Origin of the sequence: Streptomyces sp. NBC_00536 (genome assembly GCF_036346295.1) — a bacterium.
In the GTDB taxonomy this organism is placed as follows: Bacteria; Actinomycetota; Actinomycetes; order Streptomycetales; family Streptomycetaceae; genus Streptomyces.
Genome location: NZ_CP107819.1, coordinates 8,444,269 through 8,462,079 on the forward strand (window position 1 = coordinate 8,444,269; position 17,811 = coordinate 8,462,079).

Below are 17,811 nucleotides of genomic sequence, written 5' to 3' on the forward strand. Positions count from 1 at the left end.
GCAGTCCGGGGAGGGGGTGGGCTGCCAGGCGCGTGGCACGAGGGGCGGTCCTGTCACCGCGGTCCGTGTGCCATGAGCTCATCACAACGCGGCGGGAACGCCGGGGGGATGGCGTACGCGGCGCTCCGGGTGAGCTCGGCTCTTTCAACGAGCCGGGACAGGAACGGTTCTGCATGGTCGGACTCCGGGTCGTGTGCCATTGCTGCTTCCCGTGGGCCAAAGCCGTGGGCCGGCACCCGCAGGAAGGCCCCCATGTTGAGGGCGAGGACCCCGGTCTCCCCTTCGGAGCCGAGGAAGAGGAAGGCGATTGGCTGCCGGGCCGCTCAGGGTGTGACGCCGCGGTACCGTCCGGAGCCGCGGGAACGACCCGGCGCCAGGGCAGCTTGTACGCGCCGCCGCAGACCTGAGGCGTGTTTCCTCGGCCGCGATGTACCGCGGGTGCGTCCACGCCACCGGCAGGCTGCGCAACCCGTCCTCGTACGCGTAGCTGCTCTTCACCGAATGCGGCACGGCCTGCCCGTAGAAGACCCAGCGCAGGAGGTCGGGCAGCGCGGCCGCCCGGACCATGCGCCAGGACCGGCCGTCGAAGCGGACCAGGCCCTCCGCGACGGCCAGGGGGCCGCCGTCCTGTTCGCGGGCCACGCGTACGGAGGGGGCCGCGCCCAGCCACGGGGGGCCGGGGCGGTCGCTGAACCAGCAGGCGGCGACGCCGTGCTGGCGCATCCTCTCCGTCCGGGCCGTGATGTCGGTGTCGGTGATGGGCGACAGCTGGGCCTCCAGCGCGATCCGCCAGGAGCCGTCCGGGGCCGAGGCCAACACGTCCGCACGCCAGGACCCGTCCGGCGCCCGTACCTCCAGCTCGGCGTGGGCGCCCGCATCGCGCGCGGCCCAGGCGAGTTCGAGCGTGAGGAGGTGGTGGGCCTCCGATTCCCCCTCGCGCGCTATTTCGCAGTCGGGGGCGTGCGGGGCGTGGGCGAAGAACCTCATCCCCGCCCGGGAGGTCTTCGCGTACATCGGGTGCCGGTACTGCGCGCAAGAGATCGGCGGGGGCGGCTTCACCCTCCAGACCGCCTCCCACGCCTGTCCGCAGCCGAGGTCCGGCATATGTACGAAGACGGTTCCCCAGTTCGCGTGCACAGCCCGAAACGACATGGGCCCCTCTCGATACGACAATCAGCTCAGAGTGTTACGTCAGCCACTGGCAGTCGAGACCGCAGAATTCGGACGGACGGCCGGAACTCGACGCGCTTGCACCCCGGCCCGAGCGGGGGCCACAGTCGAACACGCCGTGTCACTGTCAGAAACGCGCGGGCCGGACGGCGCAACGGCGCTCAGACACTTGACCGTTGGGTGTGGGCGGTGAAACCGTCCACAGGTGATCAATGCTGAGGGGGATCCGATTTCGGCCCGACCGGACGACCGCGCCGCGTCCGTTCTGCGCTTCGCGGTGGAACTCGTCGCATGGGTTGCGACGCCCTGGGTGCTGGTCGGCCACTCCTGGCTGCTTGCCGTTCTGTCCGTGGTGCTCCTGGTCGGCCTTCCCACGTGCTTCTCCACGCCGGGTGACAAAGCGCAGGTGATCATCGCGGTGCCGGGCTGGGTCACGATCCTTCTGATGCTGCTCCAACTCGCCGCGGCCGTGACGTCCTCATGGCTGGCCTGGCCTGTGTGGGCGGCCGGCCCCGTGACCCTGCTGGCCACCGCTACTCTGGTCGCGGAGCGCCGACGCTGGCGGTGGCTGGTCTCTGGCGGACCAACTCGTCAGCCAGGTCACTCATCCGCCAACTGATGCTCAGTCGCAGCCACTGTGACTGATTTCCAATCATCGTTGTCAAGCGTGCGGATCGGTCGGTCGATCTTGTTGGTTCTCGATGGGCGATGACGCATGCGTGCAGCGTTCCAGGAGCAAGCGATACCGTTCGGGGTCCGCCAGGATGATGCGCCTTGCCTTCTCGTGGCTGTCCTGGAGAGCTGCGGGGTAGCTCGTCGCGTCGAGGCTGAGGTCGAGGGAGAGGTCCTGGCGTGTCTCCGGGATTTCGCAGGTCAGGAAAGCGGAGAGGCAGGCCGCGCGGTAGTCGTCGCGAAGGTCGGCCAGTGCCTCCAGTTCCGATTTGCTCTCCTGTGTGGGGACTCCTCGGCGGAGATCCTCCATGGAGGCGTACTGAAGACCGGGCCGGGCGAAGTACCAGGCCATGGAGGCACCGACCTTCTCAACGTCGGAGCCGGTCCTCATGTAGTCGACGATCGCCGACTGGACCTGTCGGTGACCGATCGCCTTCACCAGGGGCTCGATCAGTTGCCGAATACCGCTCCGGCACTGATCGTGCACGGCCGCCCGTATGAGGAGGTCTGCGTATTGCCGTGTGGCTTCGAGATCTTGCGTTGCGGCCTCGCCGACCTGAAAACGCTTGACCTCGTTGCAGTGGTATCGTTCTTCGCCTTCCATGATCGGTGGCAACTCCCAGCCAGGGGAGAACGCCGTGAGGAGCTCATCCAGCATGGATTCAAAGGCGACTTCCCGGCCTGCTCGATCGGGGATTATCTCCAGCGCCATTCGGTTGCCCTCCCTGGGTTGGATGGCCCGATGAGGGCCTGGCCTCAGGCTAGGCGTCAGACCGGCCCCAAAGTCAGCGAAGTGACCGTCACCCGCAGGCCGTCCCGGCAGACTTGTGCTGAGCCGGAATGTTCATGCGGCCACTGCTTCTGGTTGGGGTGGTTGGGCCGTCCAATGGCGTTGGTCGCGGAGGAGAGCCCACAGGACGTCGAGGCGACGGCGGGCGAGCGCGAGAATCGCCTGCTTGTGGCTCTTGCCCTCGGCTCGTTTGCGGTCGTAGAAGGCTTTCGAGGTGGGGCAGAAGCGGGCGGCAATCTGGGCCGAGAGGTAGAAGACGCGCAGGAGTCTGCGGTGGTGGCGGTGTGGCGGGCGCATGTTGCCGCTGATGCGACCGGAGTCCCGTGGGACCGGAGCGAGACCGGCGACGCCAGCGAGCCGGCCCGCGCTGCCGAAGGCGTCCATGTCACCCCCAGTGCAGGCGATGAACTCCGCCCCCACTGCTGCCCGAGCTGCGCCCCGGTACCCACTGGATCGACACGTCGACCGTCGGCCCCGAGACAGTTCGCCCGGAGCCTGACAGCGCAGGGCCACCAGGTCGGCGCCGGCGCGTTCGGCCATGCGCCGCGCGGCTTCGCGCTGCCCGCGTTCGTCCAGGTGGCGTCCAGGAGGACGGACTCGCCGCAGGACAGCAGAGTGGCCGCGCGGTCGAGCAGGGCCGCGTACGTCACGTTGGTCCACTCGGGCGTGTACAGGCCGTCGCCATAGCCGGCGGCCGCGGATCTCTCCACCGGGATGCCTGCCAGCTCCTTGCGGAGGCGGTCGCTGCTGAGCAGCGTGACGCCCAGACGGTCGGCCAGTGCGCCCGAGAGCGTGGACTTCCCGCTGCCGTCGTGGTGACCAGTCGCCGCGACGCCGCCCGCGCGCCGGGCGCGCCTTGGCGTACCTGGATCAGGGATACCTTGGCACGGATGAACGCGCGGTAGGCGACGCAGTGATGCCACAGGGACGGCGGCGCGGGGTCGCCGGAATACTCGGTGTACTGGGCGAGGAAGAAGGCTCCGGCCTCTGGTGCACCGAGCTGATACAGGTCCATGGCGAGGAAGGCGGCGTCGTCGAGACCGTCGACGTGGCGAAGACGGTCGTCGAACTCCAGACAGTCCAGGACGCGTGGTCCGTCGTCGAGACAGAAGATGTCCTCGGCGAGCAGGTCGCCGTGGCCGTCGACCACTCGCCCCTGCTCGATGCGCGTGTCGAACAGCTTTTCGCGGCCGGCGAGATAGCGGCGCACCGACCCCTCGACCTCCTCCACGCCATCGAACGGGAGGCCGTTGTCAGCCAGTGCGCGGACTTGCGCGAAGCTCGCTTCCCAGCGCGCAGTCAAGGCGTCCCGCGTGCCCTGCTCGTCTAAGGCGGGGTTGCGGGGCGCGTCCGCGTGACGGGCGGCGAGCAGCCGGGCGACTGCCGCCGTCCCTGGGCCTCACCGGTCGCGTGCGGCGACCATGAGGGGTACTCGGTGGGGCACCTGAGCGGACGCGCCGGGCACGCGGCCGCAGCTCATTCGAGGAATACCCCAAATCCTCCTGCGCCGCATGCGGACCGCGGTGTCGCAGGGCTCGGGCAGGCGCTGGATCCGGCACGAGGTGCCCCCAACGGCGGAAGGCGGACGTCATCCCGGTGAGGCCGCCGCGGTTGGGGCCGGGGAGCCGCTGCGGACGAGAGCTGTCACCATGGAAACCGGCGGCCCCCGAGGCCGCGGCGGCTCAGGCCGTGCGAGTCATGCGCCCGGAATCAGGGAGCAGCCGAACGATGGACGTCTCCGATCGAATGAGCGCACCGGCAGTGACCATCTCTACGCGGACACCGATCGGTGAGGTGGCCCGGCAGATGGGCCCGCTTCTTCCACCCCGACCCCACGGACAGCGACGACGTATCCGGCTGCAACATGGAGACATCGTGACCGACGACCACGCTCACCTGCTCGCCGCTATCGTCGAGCTCGGCGGTGAGCTGGAGTTCCCAGCTATCCGTAACGGGCGCTTCAGGGGCGCGGTCATCCCAGAAGGCTGCGCGGTCAGCGCCGGCCGCCGCCGATGCGGCGGTCGTCGGCCAGTGCGGTAAGCGGGCCGAACTCGCGGGCAAGCTGGTTCCACGTCAGAACCTCACCACAGCGGGCCGGGAACTCCTTCGGGTTGAACTCGGGCATGGTCCAGGTGCCAGTGCCCCGGTCCCGCAGCCACAGGTCCCCGTCACCGTCGACCACAGTCGGCGGGACCGGTACGGGCTCGGCCTGATCGGTGGGCTCCCAGGTGACCCGGCCCGGGTGGGAAACGCGGCGCAGCTCGGTGGTGGCCAGCCGCGCGGCCAAGTCACGGGTGGACTCTTCGGCGTCCTTGACCGACGCGAGTCGGAATGCGTCGTCAAGTACGGGCAGGGCTGGATTCTTGCTGCGCTTTGAACTCATACGCTGACTACCTCCGGTGGGGGGCGTCACATCCGTTATGGCACCCCGTAGAGGAACACGGTATCCGAGGCGGGAGCCGGGCCGGCTACGACCACTGTCCAAACGGACGCGGAATGGGCCGCGGTCCGTGCCGCGCTTCCGGTGCCGGCCTGGCTGGAGGGCCGGGGCGGGCAGCCGGAGGGCTACTGCCACCGGCAGATGGTCGACGCGGTCCGTTACCTGGTCGCGGGCGGTATCTCCTGGCGGGCGATGCCCGCGGACTTCCCCGCGTGGGACCGCGTCTACACCTTCTTTCGACGCTGGCGCGACAGGGGCTGGACGGCCGAGTTCCACGACCGGCTGCGGGACCGGATCCGTGAAGCGGCCGGACGCGACCGAGAGCCGACCGCGGGCATCATCGACGCCCAGTCAGTCAAAGGCGCCGCATCGGTGCCGGCCGCGACCAGGGGCTTCGACGGCGGCAAGAAAGTCAACGGACGAAAGCGCCACATCGTGGTGGACACCCTCGGCTTGTTACTGGCCGTCGTGGTCACGGGGGCATCGGTCACCGACCGGGACGCGGGACAGACACTGCTGACCCGGCTGCGTCAGCGGCACTGGCGCATCACGCTGGTCTGGGCGGACGGCGGCTACACCGGCCGACTCATCGACTTCGCCCGCAACATACCGCGGATCGCGCTGACGGTAGTCAAACGCAGCGACGACACCACCGGCTTCGTCGTACTGCCGAAAAGATGGCTCGTCGAGCGCACGTTTGCGTGGCTGATGCACTCACGCCGTCTTGCCCGCGACTACGAAACCCGCACCGACACCGCCGAGGCGATGATCAGGTGGTCGATGAACATGGTCATGAGCCGCCGCCTCGCCCGGCGACGGCGCTGAACATCCCCGGACGTTCCTCCGCGAGCCATCCCCGCGCGGCCAGGCGCTTCACCTTCGACCGCAGACCCTCCACTTTCGCGGGCACCGGCTCCAGCCCGACCGCCACCGCGAGCTGCCGACAGTCCATCGCTCCGACAACCGACACGCTCCCACCAGCCAGAACGTCCACGAGTTGCCGGTAATCCGGTGCCAGCACCTCAGCAGCGAGGCCTTCGCGCCACATCGGCACCACCGAGCCGGGCACCCCACCCACAACCGGCTCCGGCACCCCGCCGACCACCACGGCCGGTGGCACCTCCACGTTCCCGGGCGATTCCGCCAGGACCTCGGCCACTGTCTCCCGGGCAATCACGAACCGCTCCCACACGGCCAGGGGCGAGGCCGGCGGCAACAGGACGCCGAGTTCGCGGCGCAGGACGGGGCCGAGTTCGAGTCCGGTGGTGTCGCAGGGGTGGTGGATCACTCCCGCGTCAAGTTCGTGGGCGGCCATGCGGGCCAGCTGTTCGGCCGTGGACAGCTCGTGCAGTTCCACCTCCAGGCCGGGCTGGTCCTTTCGCAGGCCGGCAAGGATCGAGGCGACGGGCTCGCCGACGATGCCGGAGGGGAGGGCGGCCTGCAGGAGACCGCTGCGGCCGTCGCGGATGCGGGCTGCGCCGGCCAGGAACGTGTCAGTACAGGCGAGCAGAGCGCGTGCCTCGTCCAGTAGGAGAGCGCCGCCCTGGGTGAGGGCGACACTGCGGCTGGTGCGCTCGAAGAGCCGTAGGCCGAGCTCCTTGCCAGACGCTGAATGCGCTGCGAGAGGGGCCGCTGGGCCATGCCCAACCGGACAGCGGCTCGACCGAAATATCTCTCCTCTGCAACAGCGTCGAAGCACCGCACATGTCCGACTATGTCCACGAGCAGCAACGATATCAGAATCGCATCATTCCGGATTTGATTCTGATATTGGACATAGTGCCGGGGATGGTGCTGATCTCGACACATGCCCCCGCCCACGCTTCACACCCTCGGCCTTCTCGTCCTGTTGCTCGCGGTCGGCGTGAGCGCCTGCACCCTGGCAAGCGCATCGCCGTCTTCTGAGCCTCGGCCCCGGAGGCAGCTGACTCCGGCTGAACGCTGGGCAGAGACAGAGCGCCCTCGCGGTGCCGACGGCCCGCGGCGTCCGCGTCTTCGCTGTACGCAACACAGGCCATCCCCCCCGCAAGCCACCGGTTCGGGTCCGGAGGCCGCAACCCCGCATGACCGCCCCTGACGTAAGGCCCATGCCCCAAGTCATGCACCAGCCCAGCTGGAGACGGAAGGACCCCTTTGATGCATGAATCGGAACACCCTGCCCCTGCCCGTCGCCGACACTGGCGCCTTCTGCGTGCTGCCGCTGTGGCGGCCGCCGCAGCCACCATCGCGGGAGTCGGCGCATACGCCGCGGAGTGGCGGCCATTCGGGCCGGCCCGGCCGGCCGTCCATCCGGATGCCGTGGCCCAGGCCGAGGCGTTCCTGGCGGACTGGGCGGGCGGCCGTGCTGAGGGCGCGGGTGCCCGCACCACCAGCCCCGACCGAGCACAGACGACCTTGCGGAACTTCACCGCGGGGCTCGACATCACCGCGCCGTCCCTGACAGCAGGCGCGGCGAGTGTGGCGAAGGACGGCACCGTCATCATCGCGTTCTCCGCGCAGATGCCGGTCACGGGTCTGGGGACTTGGTCCTACGACTCGCAGATTCCCGTGCGCCGCCAGCAGGACGGAGCCTGGAAAGTCGCCTGGGACCTTTCGCTGGTCCACCCGAACCTGAGCAGCACCGAGAAGTTCCGCCTCCAACGCCAGAGCACCGAGGCCACCCCGGTCACCGACCGCAGCGGCAAGCCGCTGTCCGCGACCGCCGGCCCGTCACTGAAACCGATGCTCACCCAGATCGCGCACCGGGCGGGCGCCGGTCCGCGCGGTGCGATCGAGCGGATCAACCGGGTAAGCGAAGAGGTCACCGGCGTCGAGGCCCGGTTCGGCAAGGAAGAAGGCGCCGCGGCAGGGCAGAGCATCCGCAGCACGCTCGACTCGACGTGGCAGGCCGCCGCCGACCAGGCCCTGGCCGCGACGGCCGGCGGCAGGGACGCGGCGCTGGTGGCCCTGCGCATCGACAACGGCGAGATCCTGGCCGTGGCGAACTCGCCGGTTGCCGGGTTCAACCGCGCCCTCTCCGGAACCTACGCCCCCGGCTCGACCTGGAAAATCGTCACCACCAGCGCGCTGCTCCTCGGCGGCGCCGTAAAGCCCGGCGACATCGTGGACTGCCCCAAATATTTGACGGTCGGCAAGCAGTTCCACAACGTCGAGACCTCCGAGTTCCCCGGCGCGACATTCACCAAGAATTTCACCGAGTCCTGCAACACCGGATTCATCAGCCTGCGCGACAAGATCGGCGACAGCGAACTCGGCGACGTCGCCGCCAAGTACTTCGGCATCGGACAGAAGTGGAACGTGGGCCTACCCACCTTCGACGGATCCGTACCAGTCCCCGGTGGCCAGACCGAGAAGGCCGCCTCGATGATCGGCCAGGGCCGCGTGCTGGGAAACCCACTGACCATGGCCTCCGTCGCGGCGACTGCAGCCTCCGGTTCCTTCCACCAGCCCACCATCACCCCCGACGCCCAGGACAAGACCACCACCACCGCGCTCCCCGCCAAAGTAGTCACCCAACTGCGCGCCCTGATGCGTGTCACCGTCACCGACGGCACCGCCCGCGGCCTGGCCGACCTGCCTGGGAACGTCGGCGCGAAGACCGGCACCGCCGAGGTCGGCGAAAGCGCCCCGAACAACGGCTGGGTCGTCGCCACCCGAGGCAACGTCGCCGTCGCCGTCGTCGTGGAAGGCGGCATCACCGGTGGATCGTCCGCGGTCCCCGTCGTACGCCACCTCCTGCAAGCCGTCCCTCACGACCCCTCCTGACCCGACCCTGCCCCGCCCCCATGGCCGCGGCGCGGCCTTCCCCGAGAGTGAACATGAACAAGACCCTCCGACACGCAGCAGTCTTCTTCGGGATGCTGTTCTTCGCCCTGCTCGCCCGGGCGACCTGGATCCACACCGTCTCCGCCGAAAACCTGGCCAAGGATCCCAACAACCGCAGAAACCTGATCGAGGCCTTCAGCCGCCCGCGCGGTGACATCATCGTCGGTGGGCGCCCCATCACCGGCTCCACGCCGACCCCCGGATCCGAGCTGCTGTACAAGCGCACCTACGCCGACGGGCCGATGTACGCGCCGGTCACCGGCTATCTCTCCCAGGCCCAGGGCGCCACCATGCTCGAAGGCGTCCACCGTGACCTGCTCGCCGGCACGGACTCACGCCTGCACGGCAGTGTCTTCGACGCCCTGATCGGAAAGGAGAGTGCCGGCGGCGACATTGTCACCACTATCGACCCAGACGCGCAGAAGGCTGCCTACCAAGGGCTCACCGACCTGGGGGCGAAGGGCGCGGTCGTGGCTCTCGACCCCAGCAGCGGAAGGATCCTCGCCATGGCCAGCACCCCGTCCTACGACCCGTCCGTCTTCGCCGGGAACTCACGCAAGGAAGGCGAGGAGTTCACCCGCCTCGATCAGGACAAGGACAAGCCGCTGAGCAACCGGGCGATCCGCGAGGCCTATCCGCCCGGCTCAACCTTCAAGATCCTCACAGCGGCCGCCGCCCTCGAACACGGTACGGTCACCGACATCAACGCCCCCTCCCACATTCCCTCCCCCTACCAGCTTCCTGACAGCTTGAGGAAGATCGGCAACGTGGTGCCCGACGCCCAGTGCGACAAGGTTTCGATGAAGACGGCCATGCAGTGGTCCTGCAACAACGTCTTCCTGGACGTGGCGCTGAAGACCGGCCGCAGCAAGATGCAGGAGACCGCCGAGAAGTTCGGCTTCAACCAGGAACACTTCCTGCCTGTCCGCACCTCCGCCGCAACCTACCCCGACAAGCTCGACAAGCCCCAGACCGCCCTGACCGGCATGGGCCAGGGAAGCCTGACCAGCACACCCGTGCAGATGGCCATGGTCGCCGCAGGCATCGCCAACAACGGCACCGTGATGAAGCCCTACCTGGTCGAGCAGATCCAGGGACCCGACCTGTCCGTGATCGAGAGGGCAGCCCCTACGGCACTCGGACAGGCGGTCTCCGAACGCACCGCGAAGAAGGTGCAGGAGATGATGGAGCACGCCGTCCGCGAGGGAAGCGCCGAGGGAGCACACATGCCCGGAGTCATCGTCGGCGGGAAACCCGGCACAGCCGAACACGGCATCGACGTACGCGACGAACGTCCCTACGCCTGGTTCGTCTCCTACGCCAAGCAGAAGGACGGAACCTCACCCGTCGCGGTAGCCGTGTTCATCGACCCCAAAGACATGAACATCTCCCCCGCCGACATAGGAGGCGGGCGCCTCGGCGCACCCATCGCCAAAGCAGTCATGCAGGCCGTCCTGAATTAGGCCAGGCACACCAAGTTCCCCGGCCAAGGCACCCCATGGCCCACGCCATGGCCCGTCTTCGGCCCATCCGGGGGCCCCGCCGTGTCCGGCCCTGCCCACTGCGCTCACATTCTGCCCTATATGTAAGGTTCCATGCATCAAGGACGGAGATGTTATGGAGGCGTGGGAAGCCGGGTGCGGTACCCGCAAGGCCCAGGCGGCGCGGACACGCGAAGCGTTCGCCTACTGCCGGCGGGTGCTGGTCGGAGCGGAAGGCCTGGAGTTCTATCTGGCTTCCGCCCTGCTGCCGACGCGGAAGCGGCCCTACACGTGGGCGTTGTACGGCTTCGCGCGCTACACCGACGAGATCGTCGACACCACGAGATATGCACCTGAGCGCAGAACCGCCCGCTTCGAAGCCTGGAACGGCGCTGTTGAAGCCGCCCTGCGGAGCGGGGACAGCAGCCACCCTGTCCTGCACGCGTTGATGCGCACTCTGGGCCGGTGGGATATTCCTGCCTGCCATGTGCGGGAGTACCTCGTTTCCCAGGAGATGGACCTGCGCGTGACGGAGTACGCCACGTACGCCGATCTGCGCGGGTTCATCGAGCGCGCGTCATTGTCGTTCGGGCGGCAGATGCTGCCTGTCCTCGAACCTTTGGACCGTGTCCTGGCGGGCAGGGGCGGCGATGCCATGAGCGAGGCGATGCAGCTCACGAACATCGTGCGCGATGTCCAAGAGGACTACCGACTGGGGCGCGTCTACCTTCCGCAGGAGGACCTGTCCGCCTGCGGCGTGAGCCCCCGAGACCTCTCGGGCACGCGGGTGACCCCGCAGATGCGGGCAGTGGTGCGCAAGCAGGTGGGGCGGGCCCGTGAGCTCCTGGTGACGGCGGAACTACAGGAGGGGGCGCTGCCCCCGTCGAGCCGGCCCGCCGTGCGGGCGGTGCACTCGATCTACGGGGCCCTGCTCCGCGAGGTGGAGATGCGGGACTTCGACGTGTTCACCAGCAGGGTGCGGTTGGGGCCATGGCGGAAGGCCGCCATCGGATCGTCGGCCCTCGCCGAACGTCTGAGTGACCGCTTCGCCTGTCGGCGTACTGCCGCGGTGGTTGCCACGGCCTGAGCCCCCGGCAGCCGTTCCCGGCCGCCGGAAGAAACCGAACGCCCATCAGCACGGCTGTGGCGAGCCGGCTCTCACGATCTGTCGACGTGCCCGGGGCATCGAGCCATGCCCGGATGGTCCGTGCGCACCGGCGCGGCGATGCCGAACCGCTCCATGACGGCGCCCGGGGCGTCGAGCGTGTACGTGCGCACGCGCGGCAGGACGTGGAAGAGGGATACCGTCCGGGGGGAGCAGAGGTGGCGCAGCCACCGCGCCCTGACCCGCAGTGCAAAGGCTGTCGCGTGGACGAGGACTGCCGGAGGCCGCTGGTAGCCGAGCGCGGTGCGCACCGCCGGGGGAAGGGCTGCCAGGGCGGTCTTCGTGGCCGCGTGGCGCAGCGGGGCGGGGAACCAGCACGCCATGACGCTGAGGGCCGCTCCGGCGACGCGGTGGCCGGCTGGAGTCGGCCGCTGGTGGGTGTGCTCGTACTCGTCGTAGAAGGAAGCCAGTTGCTCGTAGGTGGCAGGCAGATCCTTGATCGCGAGACGCTGCCCGATGCCGCGGTAGAGATGGAAGGCCGCGCGGCGTTCGTGACTGGTCAGGGGACGCCAGCCGCAGCGGTCGATCCAGCGGACGGGTTCGAGGACGAACGCGGCGAGGGTGTAGAGCATGTCGCCGTTGCTGATGCGGTACCAGCTGTGCGCGCGATTGACGATACGCAGCGCGGTGCGCCCTTCCGGGGAGTCGCAACCGAAGCGTACGAGGGCTCCCATCAGCAGGAAGGTGTCGTCGTAGCGGCGCTGGCCCGCGCAGGCGAACTCCCCGGTGGCGTCGAGAAGAGCCGCAATGGAGGGGATGGCGAAGGTGCGCAGGAGGGCGAGCTCCATGCCGCGCAGGTAGTCGAAGGGGAACTCCAGGCCCGCGCTGATGCGGTAGATCTCCAGATGGTCACCTTCCGGGTCCAGGGCGAGCAGGTGTTCCCGGAGCGCGAACCGGCCCTTTCTGGCGAACCGGGACCGTTCAGCCATGGCGTGCTGCTCCTCGAGTTCCTGCACGGAAGCAGGCCAGGCTCAGGAGGGTCAGCAGCACATACCAGGTGACCTGCGCGGTGAGGCGGCCGGTAACGTCCGCGGTGCTGAAGGCGGCGCCGGAAGCGGCGTGGACCGCCCCGTAGGTCGGCAGGAACTGGAACCGGTCCTCATCCGCATGGGGGTTCAGCATCGGGTTCTGCAGGCCGCTGTCGAGGAGACTGACCATGATGATGGTGAACATGCCCTCGAGTTCCCCCGGCAGAACGGCGGCCAGCGCGGTTCCCAGGCTGGCGTAGGTCAGCGCGGCCAGCAGCAGGGCGACACCCACGAAGAGGGGCCTGCGTACGTCGATGAGGGCGAAGATCACGACCAGGGTGTAGCCGGCGGTCGCAGCGGCCGCCACCGCGACGGCCGCCAGGCGTCCGGCGAACAAGGACGGCGCGCTGAACCCGGCCCGCACCAGGCGGCGGTCGAAGCCCCGACCGCGGTGGGTTGCCGTGAACGCCAGGAAGCCGATGATCAAAGTGATGGCGTTCGCGGCGGCGTAGATGAGGCTGAAGGCGTTGCCCGGCACCACGACGGGGACGGCGGCCTGGGGGCCGGGATGAAACGTCACCGGGTAGGACAGGAAGGTGATCTTCTCCAGGACCAGCCACAGCGGAACGAACCCCAAAACGAGCACGATGGCCAACCGGTTGCGCGCGTACTCCAGGCAGGCCATGCGTCCGGACACCAGCACGGGCGCCGCCATGCCCGTCATGGCCGTCATCGAGTTCCCCCAACCACCGCGAGACGCCCGCCGGAAAGGGTGAGCAGCACATCGAATGGTGTGCTGTCGGGAACGAAGTGCGTCACCACGAGCACCGTCTTGCCGCGGTCCCGCAGCTCTGCGGCCAGCTCCCAGAACACCTGGTACGTCTCGTGGTCGAGCCCCTGGTACGGCTCGTCCAGCAGCAGGACGTCCGGATCGTGCATCAGAGCCAGCGTCAGGTTCAGCTTCTGCTGGGTCCCCCCACTCAGCGTCCCCGCTTCCTGGGCGAGGCATGAAGCGAAATTCAGCCGGCCGAGGAGGCTCTCTGCCCGCTCCATGCTCGTCAGGCGGTAGGCCGTCCGGAACAGGACGAGGTGCTGCGCGACGGTGAGCGAGAGGTTCAACACCGGGACCTGCGGACAGTGGCCGTACGAGCCGCCGAAGAGAACCCGGCCCGCATCGGGCCTGAGGTCCCCCAGCAGGACCCGCAGCAGCGTGGTCTTCCCGCTGCCGTTCTCGCCCGTGATACCGGCGATACAGCCCCCCGGCAGCGCTAGATCGACACCATCCAACACGCGCCGGCCCCGAAAGCTCTTACTCAGGCCGGCCGCGGCCAGAACCGGCCGGTTCCCCGCGGCGAAGCCGGTCTCGAGGACTCCCTCGGCGGTTCCCATCCGTGTCCCACGCTCCTTCCGGACCACAGCACGTCACCACGTGGCGGTGATACCTCCACTCAAGCGGAACGGGAGGGTCGCAAGCCAGGCGGCACGCACGGGCCTGTTGCACCTTCGGGTGACAGGTCTGGTCACGCGGTGGGACAGAACTCACTTGGGGGAACCGACGGCACATCCGTTCGCTCCCGTCGGCTTGCCGCGGATGGCACTGCACCATCTACTGGCCCGGGAACCTCCTCCAACCCCCGAGAAGACAGCGCCTCTTCGGGGGAGGAGGACGCCACGGCATACCGGCAGCCCAGGTTCGCTCCGAGTGACTTCGTCAGCCCGACCGGAGGCCGGCTCTGCCCTTGGTTAACACCCCGCGGGTCGTGGCGGGGCGGCCGGGGCGGTTCGGGAGTCGTGCCCGGCATGCGGCGGCGACGTACGGCACACGGTCCGCCAGTGGGCGGCCTGCACCGTGTGCACATGGGGCGGGACGGAGTCCGAGGTGATCGGAGCGGGGTACTGGGGGCCGGGGTGGACCCTGTGACCGGGCGGGCATGTTGACCTGATCGGGCAGAAGGGCGGCGAGGAGACCGCCGCCCTTTTGTATGTCTAGTGCCCTGACCGCATAGGTCCGCAGGGCTCAACCCGGCGGACCTATGCGGTCAGGGCACTAGACGAATGAGTCCGATGTGTTCAGTGGTCGAATGCGATGAGGGAGCGCATGGTGGGGCTCCGGTCTTGTGGTTGCGCCAGATGGCTGAGGCCATGGCGAGGATGCGCTGCGCGACACGGACGGCGACGCCCTCGTGGGTACGCCCGCCGTCCGGTTCCAGGTCCAACTGGCCCTTGAGCGTGTCGTTCACGGACTCGATCAGCTGCCGCACCGACTTCAGTAGTCCCTCTCCGGGACGTTTCTTCTCCCGCTTGAACGAGGGCCGCAGCAGCGTGATGCCGCGCACCGTGAGGTCGTTCTCGAACTCTTTGGAGGCGAAGCCCTTGTCGGACATCAGCAGGAGCCCGGGCCGGTCGGCGACGAGGCCGGCGTCGATGTCGAGCATGGCCTGCAGAACTTCGCGTTCGTCCATCTTCGGATTCGCCAGTGCCCACATGATGGGCATCCCGGTGGGGGTGCAGACCAGGTACGGGCGCAGGCCCCAAAAGAAGCAAGAGTGGGAGGCGCAGTACCCGTATCCGGCCCAGCCCGCCATATCCGAGCGTTTCACCGTCGGCCGCGACATTCCGCACGGCACCAGCGTCGAGTCGACGATCCAGTGGTTGTTGAACCAGAAGTCCGTATCGGCGGCGAGTATCCGTATCGCCCTCTTGACCAGCGACAACGCGGCTTTGAGTCGCTTGTTGTACCCGGACTGCTGCGGCAGATACGGAAACATCCCGGCCAGATGCGTGCGCGCGTACCGTAGCCAGCGTGCCTCGGAGTGGAACCCCAGCAGCGCCTGCGTGACCGCGAGCGTGACCAGTTCGGCATCGCTCAACTGCGGCGGACGGCCCATCCATCGCTCTGTCTCCAGTTCGTCGTCGATCTTCACATAGAGTGCGGTCAGCAGGGTGTTCAGTTCGTCATTCACACGACGATCTTGAGCACCTTGTCCGCATTCCCGGATACACCGGCAGACATCGGTTATTCGTCTGAGGTCGCGGGGGACCAACCGGCCACGGCCGCGCGGGGACTCGTACACGTCAAACAGGGGGACACACATGAGGATCGCAGTACTGGGGACCGGCGAAGTCGGGCGGCGGCTGGCCGGGAAGCTCGTTTCGCTCGGGCACAAGGTCACGATGGGGTCCCGCACGGCGGACAATGCCGATGCCAAGAAGTGGGCCCTCGAAACGGGCGGCGCCCACGGCACGTTCGCCGACGCCGCGACCAGCGCCGAGCTCGTCGTGAACGCGACCGGCGGGCTGGTCTCGCTCGCCGTGCTTGAAGCCGTCGGCGCCGGCAATCTGCGCGGGAAGACGATCGTCGACGTGTCCAATGCGCTGGACTTCTCCGAGGGGTTTCCTCCCAGGGTCGTCACCCCTGAAGGCCACAGCGTCGCCGAGCAGCTTCAGAAGGCGTTCCCCGAGGCCCGGGTCGTCAAGACCCTCAACACCATGAACAACGCCGTCATGGTCGAGCCCGGCCGCATCCCCGGTCACCACAACGTGTTCGTCAGCGGCGACGACGTCGACGCCAAGGCAGAGACCGCCGCGCTCCTGCGTTCCTTCGGCTGGGAGCCCGAGCAGATCACCGATCTCGGCGACCTGTCGAGCGCCCGCGCCACCGAGGCCGTGATGGCATTGTGGTTGCGCCTCTACGGGGTGCTCGGGCCGGTGGACTTCAACCTCTCCGTGGTCACTGCCTAGTCGCTGGTAGGGCGCGCGGAAGCGCCCGGCGTCTCATGGCGACGGGTCCGGCCTCGTGGAGACCGCCGACGTCGTGGTGCCCGACGTGTGCTGGGAGATCGCGTAGGAGATCGGATCGAGCAGCCGGGCCCGTAGCCGGTCGTCAGGCGCTGGACGGTGCCGCCGCCGCGTGGCGGGCCGCCATGGTGTACTCCACCGTGTTCAGGAGGAGGACGGCGGCCGCCAGGACGGTGAGGGCGGCCAGGGCCGGGATCGTCGTGGCGACCGGGAGCAGGGCCAGGACCAGGGCGGCGGTGGTGAGGCGAGTGGTGGACCAGGTGTGGAACATGCGCCAGCGGGTGTAGCCGAAGACGGCCAGGTACGCCGCGCAGCCCCCGTACAGCAGGGCTGCCACCGGCAGGTGGAGGTGGTCCGCCGGGTGGGCCACGGCCTCGGCCATGCCGACCGCCACGGCGATGATCGCGCCGATGAAGGCGAGGTGGCCGTAGGACAGGACGTGCCGCATGACGTCGACCGGAACCGCGGCCGTCTCCATGCCGTGGCGCACCGCGCCTGCGGCGAAGTGGAAGTAGACCCACCACAGGCCGCAGGTCAGGACGAAGGCGACGATGACGGCGGTCAGCGGGCCGGCGGCGAGGTGCGGGGCGGTCGCGACCGGGACGCCGATCGCGACGACCGACTCGCCGAGCGCGATGATCACCAGCAGCCCGAACCGTTCGGTCAGGTGTCCGACGTCGAATGCGACGCGCATCAGCACCTTGCGGGTCAGCCGGGGCGAGGCGAGGTCGACGGCGGCGGCCAGCGTCCACAGCGCCACGCGGGCCGGGCCATCGAGGAATCCGCCGGCCAGCAGCAGTGGGCCGGTGACCACCACGGACACGCTTACCGGGGTGGCGGCAAGGGGCCCGCGACGGAAGACCAGGGCCGCGAGGGTGACGCGTGCGACGAGGTAGGCGGCGCCGAAGAGCACTCCGCGGTCGCCGAAAGCCCCGGGGACGGCCAGAGCCATGAGCAGGCCGCACAGGCCGAGGGTGAATATGCCCAGCCGGTCGAGCGGGCGGCCGAGGTCATGGGTGTTGGCATAGACGGACGTGCCGCCCCAGGTCCAGTAGACCGGGACGAAGACCAGGAGCGCCTTGCCCGTGCCCGCCCAGGAGTGGTCGTCGTGCAGCAGGGCCGAGACCTGCGTGACGGCGAAGACGACCACCAGGTCGAAGAAGAGTTCCGCCCAGTCGACCTTCTTCTCGGTCGTGTTCCCGGTCGTCCCTGCCGTTGTTTCCGACGTGCTCAAACTGTCCGCCCCCGTCAACAGTCACCGAAGTTGCGGGGTCAGCATTCCAGGCGACGCCAGGCGCCCGGCAGGCGGTCCCTGGACGACGGACGTGCCGCCCGGCGGGCCCTGGCGGCCGGCGCGGGCACGGGAGTCGTCAGGCGTGGAAGGGGCCCTTCACCCCTGAACACATCGGACTTACTGATCTAGGTGTCCGCGCTGGTCGCCAGTGCGCCGTCCACGATCACGCTTGCCCGAGGAGTCGTCGGGGACAACTCTGCGGCCCACC

The 17,811-nt window shown here is 68.7% G+C and carries 15 protein-coding genes and 4 pseudogenes; 8 read left to right on the plus strand and 11 right to left on the minus strand.

The window, feature by feature from the left end:
• Positions 1–144: 144 nt before the first annotated feature.
• Complete coding sequence (locus tag OHS33_RS36355) at positions 145–1,152, minus strand: competence protein CoiA family protein (RefSeq protein WP_330334697.1); 1,008 nt, start codon at positions 1,150–1,152, stop codon at positions 145–147.
• Between the two features lie 223 nt (positions 1,153–1,375).
• On the opposite strand from OHS33_RS36355, the gene OHS33_RS36360 reads away from it, so the two are divergent.
• The gene (locus OHS33_RS36360) at positions 1,376–1,789 is read left to right on the plus strand and encodes a hypothetical protein (protein ID WP_330334698.1); all 414 of its coding nucleotides are present in this window, start codon (positions 1,376–1,378) and stop codon (positions 1,787–1,789) included.
• Between the two features lie 42 nt (positions 1,790–1,831).
• Here the strand turns inward: OHS33_RS36360 and OHS33_RS36365 are convergent, their stop codons facing one another.
• Positions 1,832–2,554 (minus strand): hypothetical protein, encoded by a 723-nt coding sequence (locus tag OHS33_RS36365; protein WP_330334699.1) that lies wholly within the window; start codon positions 2,552–2,554, stop codon positions 1,832–1,834.
• 132 nt (positions 2,555–2,686) lie between these two features.
• Positions 2,687–3,384: pseudogene (locus tag OHS33_RS36370) on the minus strand (transposase); the annotation flags it as partial.
• A 104-nt stretch (positions 3,385–3,488) separates the two neighbouring features.
• Here OHS33_RS36370 and OHS33_RS36375 point away from each other — a divergent pair.
• Positions 3,489–3,962, plus strand: coding sequence for a hypothetical protein (locus tag OHS33_RS36375; protein ID WP_330334700.1), 474 nt, complete (start codon positions 3,489–3,491; stop codon positions 3,960–3,962).
• A 663-nt stretch (positions 3,963–4,625) separates the two neighbouring features.
• Here OHS33_RS36375 and OHS33_RS36380 read toward each other — a convergent pair.
• On the minus strand, positions 4,626–5,015 hold the full coding sequence (locus tag OHS33_RS36380) for a hypothetical protein (protein WP_079403197.1): 390 nt from the start codon (positions 5,013–5,015) through the stop codon (positions 4,626–4,628).
• 114 nt (positions 5,016–5,129) lie between these two features.
• On the opposite strand from OHS33_RS36380, the pseudogene OHS33_RS36385 reads away from it, so the two are divergent.
• Positions 5,130–5,897 (plus strand): annotated as a pseudogene (locus OHS33_RS36385) (IS5 family transposase); the annotation flags it as partial.
• On the opposite strand, the gene OHS33_RS39905 reads toward OHS33_RS36385, so the two are convergent.
• A complete protein-coding gene (locus tag OHS33_RS39905; protein WP_443065494.1) occupies positions 5,863–6,492 on the minus strand; it encodes a LysR substrate-binding domain-containing protein in 630 nt (209 codons plus the stop codon). The pseudogene OHS33_RS36385 and the gene OHS33_RS39905 overlap by 35 nt on opposite strands.
• Here OHS33_RS39905 and OHS33_RS39910 point away from each other — a divergent pair.
• Complete coding sequence (locus tag OHS33_RS39910) at positions 6,418–6,603, plus strand: hypothetical protein (RefSeq protein WP_443065501.1); 186 nt, start codon at positions 6,418–6,420, stop codon at positions 6,601–6,603. The two genes, OHS33_RS39905 and OHS33_RS39910, sit on opposite strands and share 75 nt — an antisense overlap.
• 119 nt (positions 6,604–6,722) lie before the next feature.
• On the opposite strand, the pseudogene OHS33_RS39915 reads toward OHS33_RS39910, so the two are convergent.
• A pseudogene (locus tag OHS33_RS39915) lies at positions 6,723–6,881 on the minus strand (hypothetical protein); the annotation flags it as partial.
• A gap of 327 nt (positions 6,882–7,208) precedes the next feature.
• Between OHS33_RS39915 and OHS33_RS36395 the strand changes: the two are divergent.
• The 3 genes from OHS33_RS36395 to OHS33_RS36405 all read left to right on the plus strand — a co-directional run bounded on the left by OHS33_RS36395 (position 7,209) and on the right by OHS33_RS36405 (position 11,465).
• Positions 7,209–8,837: a penicillin-binding transpeptidase domain-containing protein gene (locus tag OHS33_RS36395; RefSeq protein ID WP_330334701.1), complete on the plus strand. Its 1,629-nt coding sequence runs from the start codon at positions 7,209–7,211 to the stop codon at positions 8,835–8,837.
• 53 nt (positions 8,838–8,890) lie between these two features.
• Positions 8,891–10,360, plus strand: coding sequence for a peptidoglycan D,D-transpeptidase FtsI family protein (locus OHS33_RS36400; protein ID WP_330334702.1), 1,470 nt, complete (start codon positions 8,891–8,893; stop codon positions 10,358–10,360).
• A gap of 154 nt (positions 10,361–10,514) precedes the next feature.
• Complete coding sequence (locus tag OHS33_RS36405) at positions 10,515–11,465, plus strand: phytoene/squalene synthase family protein (RefSeq protein WP_330334703.1); 951 nt, start codon at positions 10,515–10,517, stop codon at positions 11,463–11,465.
• 71 nt (positions 11,466–11,536) lie between these two features.
• On the opposite strand, the gene OHS33_RS36410 is transcribed toward OHS33_RS36405, so the two are convergent.
• The 4 genes and pseudogenes from OHS33_RS36410 to OHS33_RS36425 form a co-directional block, all read right to left on the minus strand.
• Positions 11,537–12,472, minus strand: coding sequence for an oxygenase MpaB family protein (locus OHS33_RS36410; protein ID WP_330334704.1), 936 nt, complete (start codon positions 12,470–12,472; stop codon positions 11,537–11,539).
• Entirely contained in the window at positions 12,465–13,226 is a 762-nt protein-coding gene (locus OHS33_RS36415) for an ABC transporter permease (RefSeq protein ID WP_330334705.1), read from the minus strand. Before OHS33_RS36415 ends, OHS33_RS36410 begins: the two co-directional genes overlap by 8 nt.
• Before the next feature lie 14 nt (positions 13,227–13,240).
• Entirely contained in the window at positions 13,241–13,900 is a 660-nt protein-coding gene (locus tag OHS33_RS36420; RefSeq protein ID WP_330334706.1) for an ABC transporter ATP-binding protein, read from the minus strand.
• A 681-nt stretch (positions 13,901–14,581) separates the two neighbouring features.
• A pseudogene (locus tag OHS33_RS36425) lies at positions 14,582–15,474 on the minus strand (IS982 family transposase).
• A 130-nt stretch (positions 15,475–15,604) separates the two neighbouring features.
• Here OHS33_RS36425 and OHS33_RS36430 point away from each other — a divergent pair.
• Positions 15,605–16,252, plus strand: a complete 648-nt coding sequence (locus tag OHS33_RS36430; RefSeq protein ID WP_330334707.1) for an NADPH-dependent F420 reductase — start codon at positions 15,605–15,607, stop codon at positions 16,250–16,252.
• A 142-nt stretch (positions 16,253–16,394) separates the two neighbouring features.
• Here the strand turns inward: OHS33_RS36430 and OHS33_RS36435 are convergent, their stop codons facing one another.
• A complete protein-coding gene (locus OHS33_RS36435) occupies positions 16,395–17,543 on the minus strand; it encodes a low temperature requirement protein A (protein ID WP_330334708.1) in 1,149 nt (382 codons plus the stop codon).
• Between the last annotated feature and the right edge of the window lie 268 nt (positions 17,544–17,811).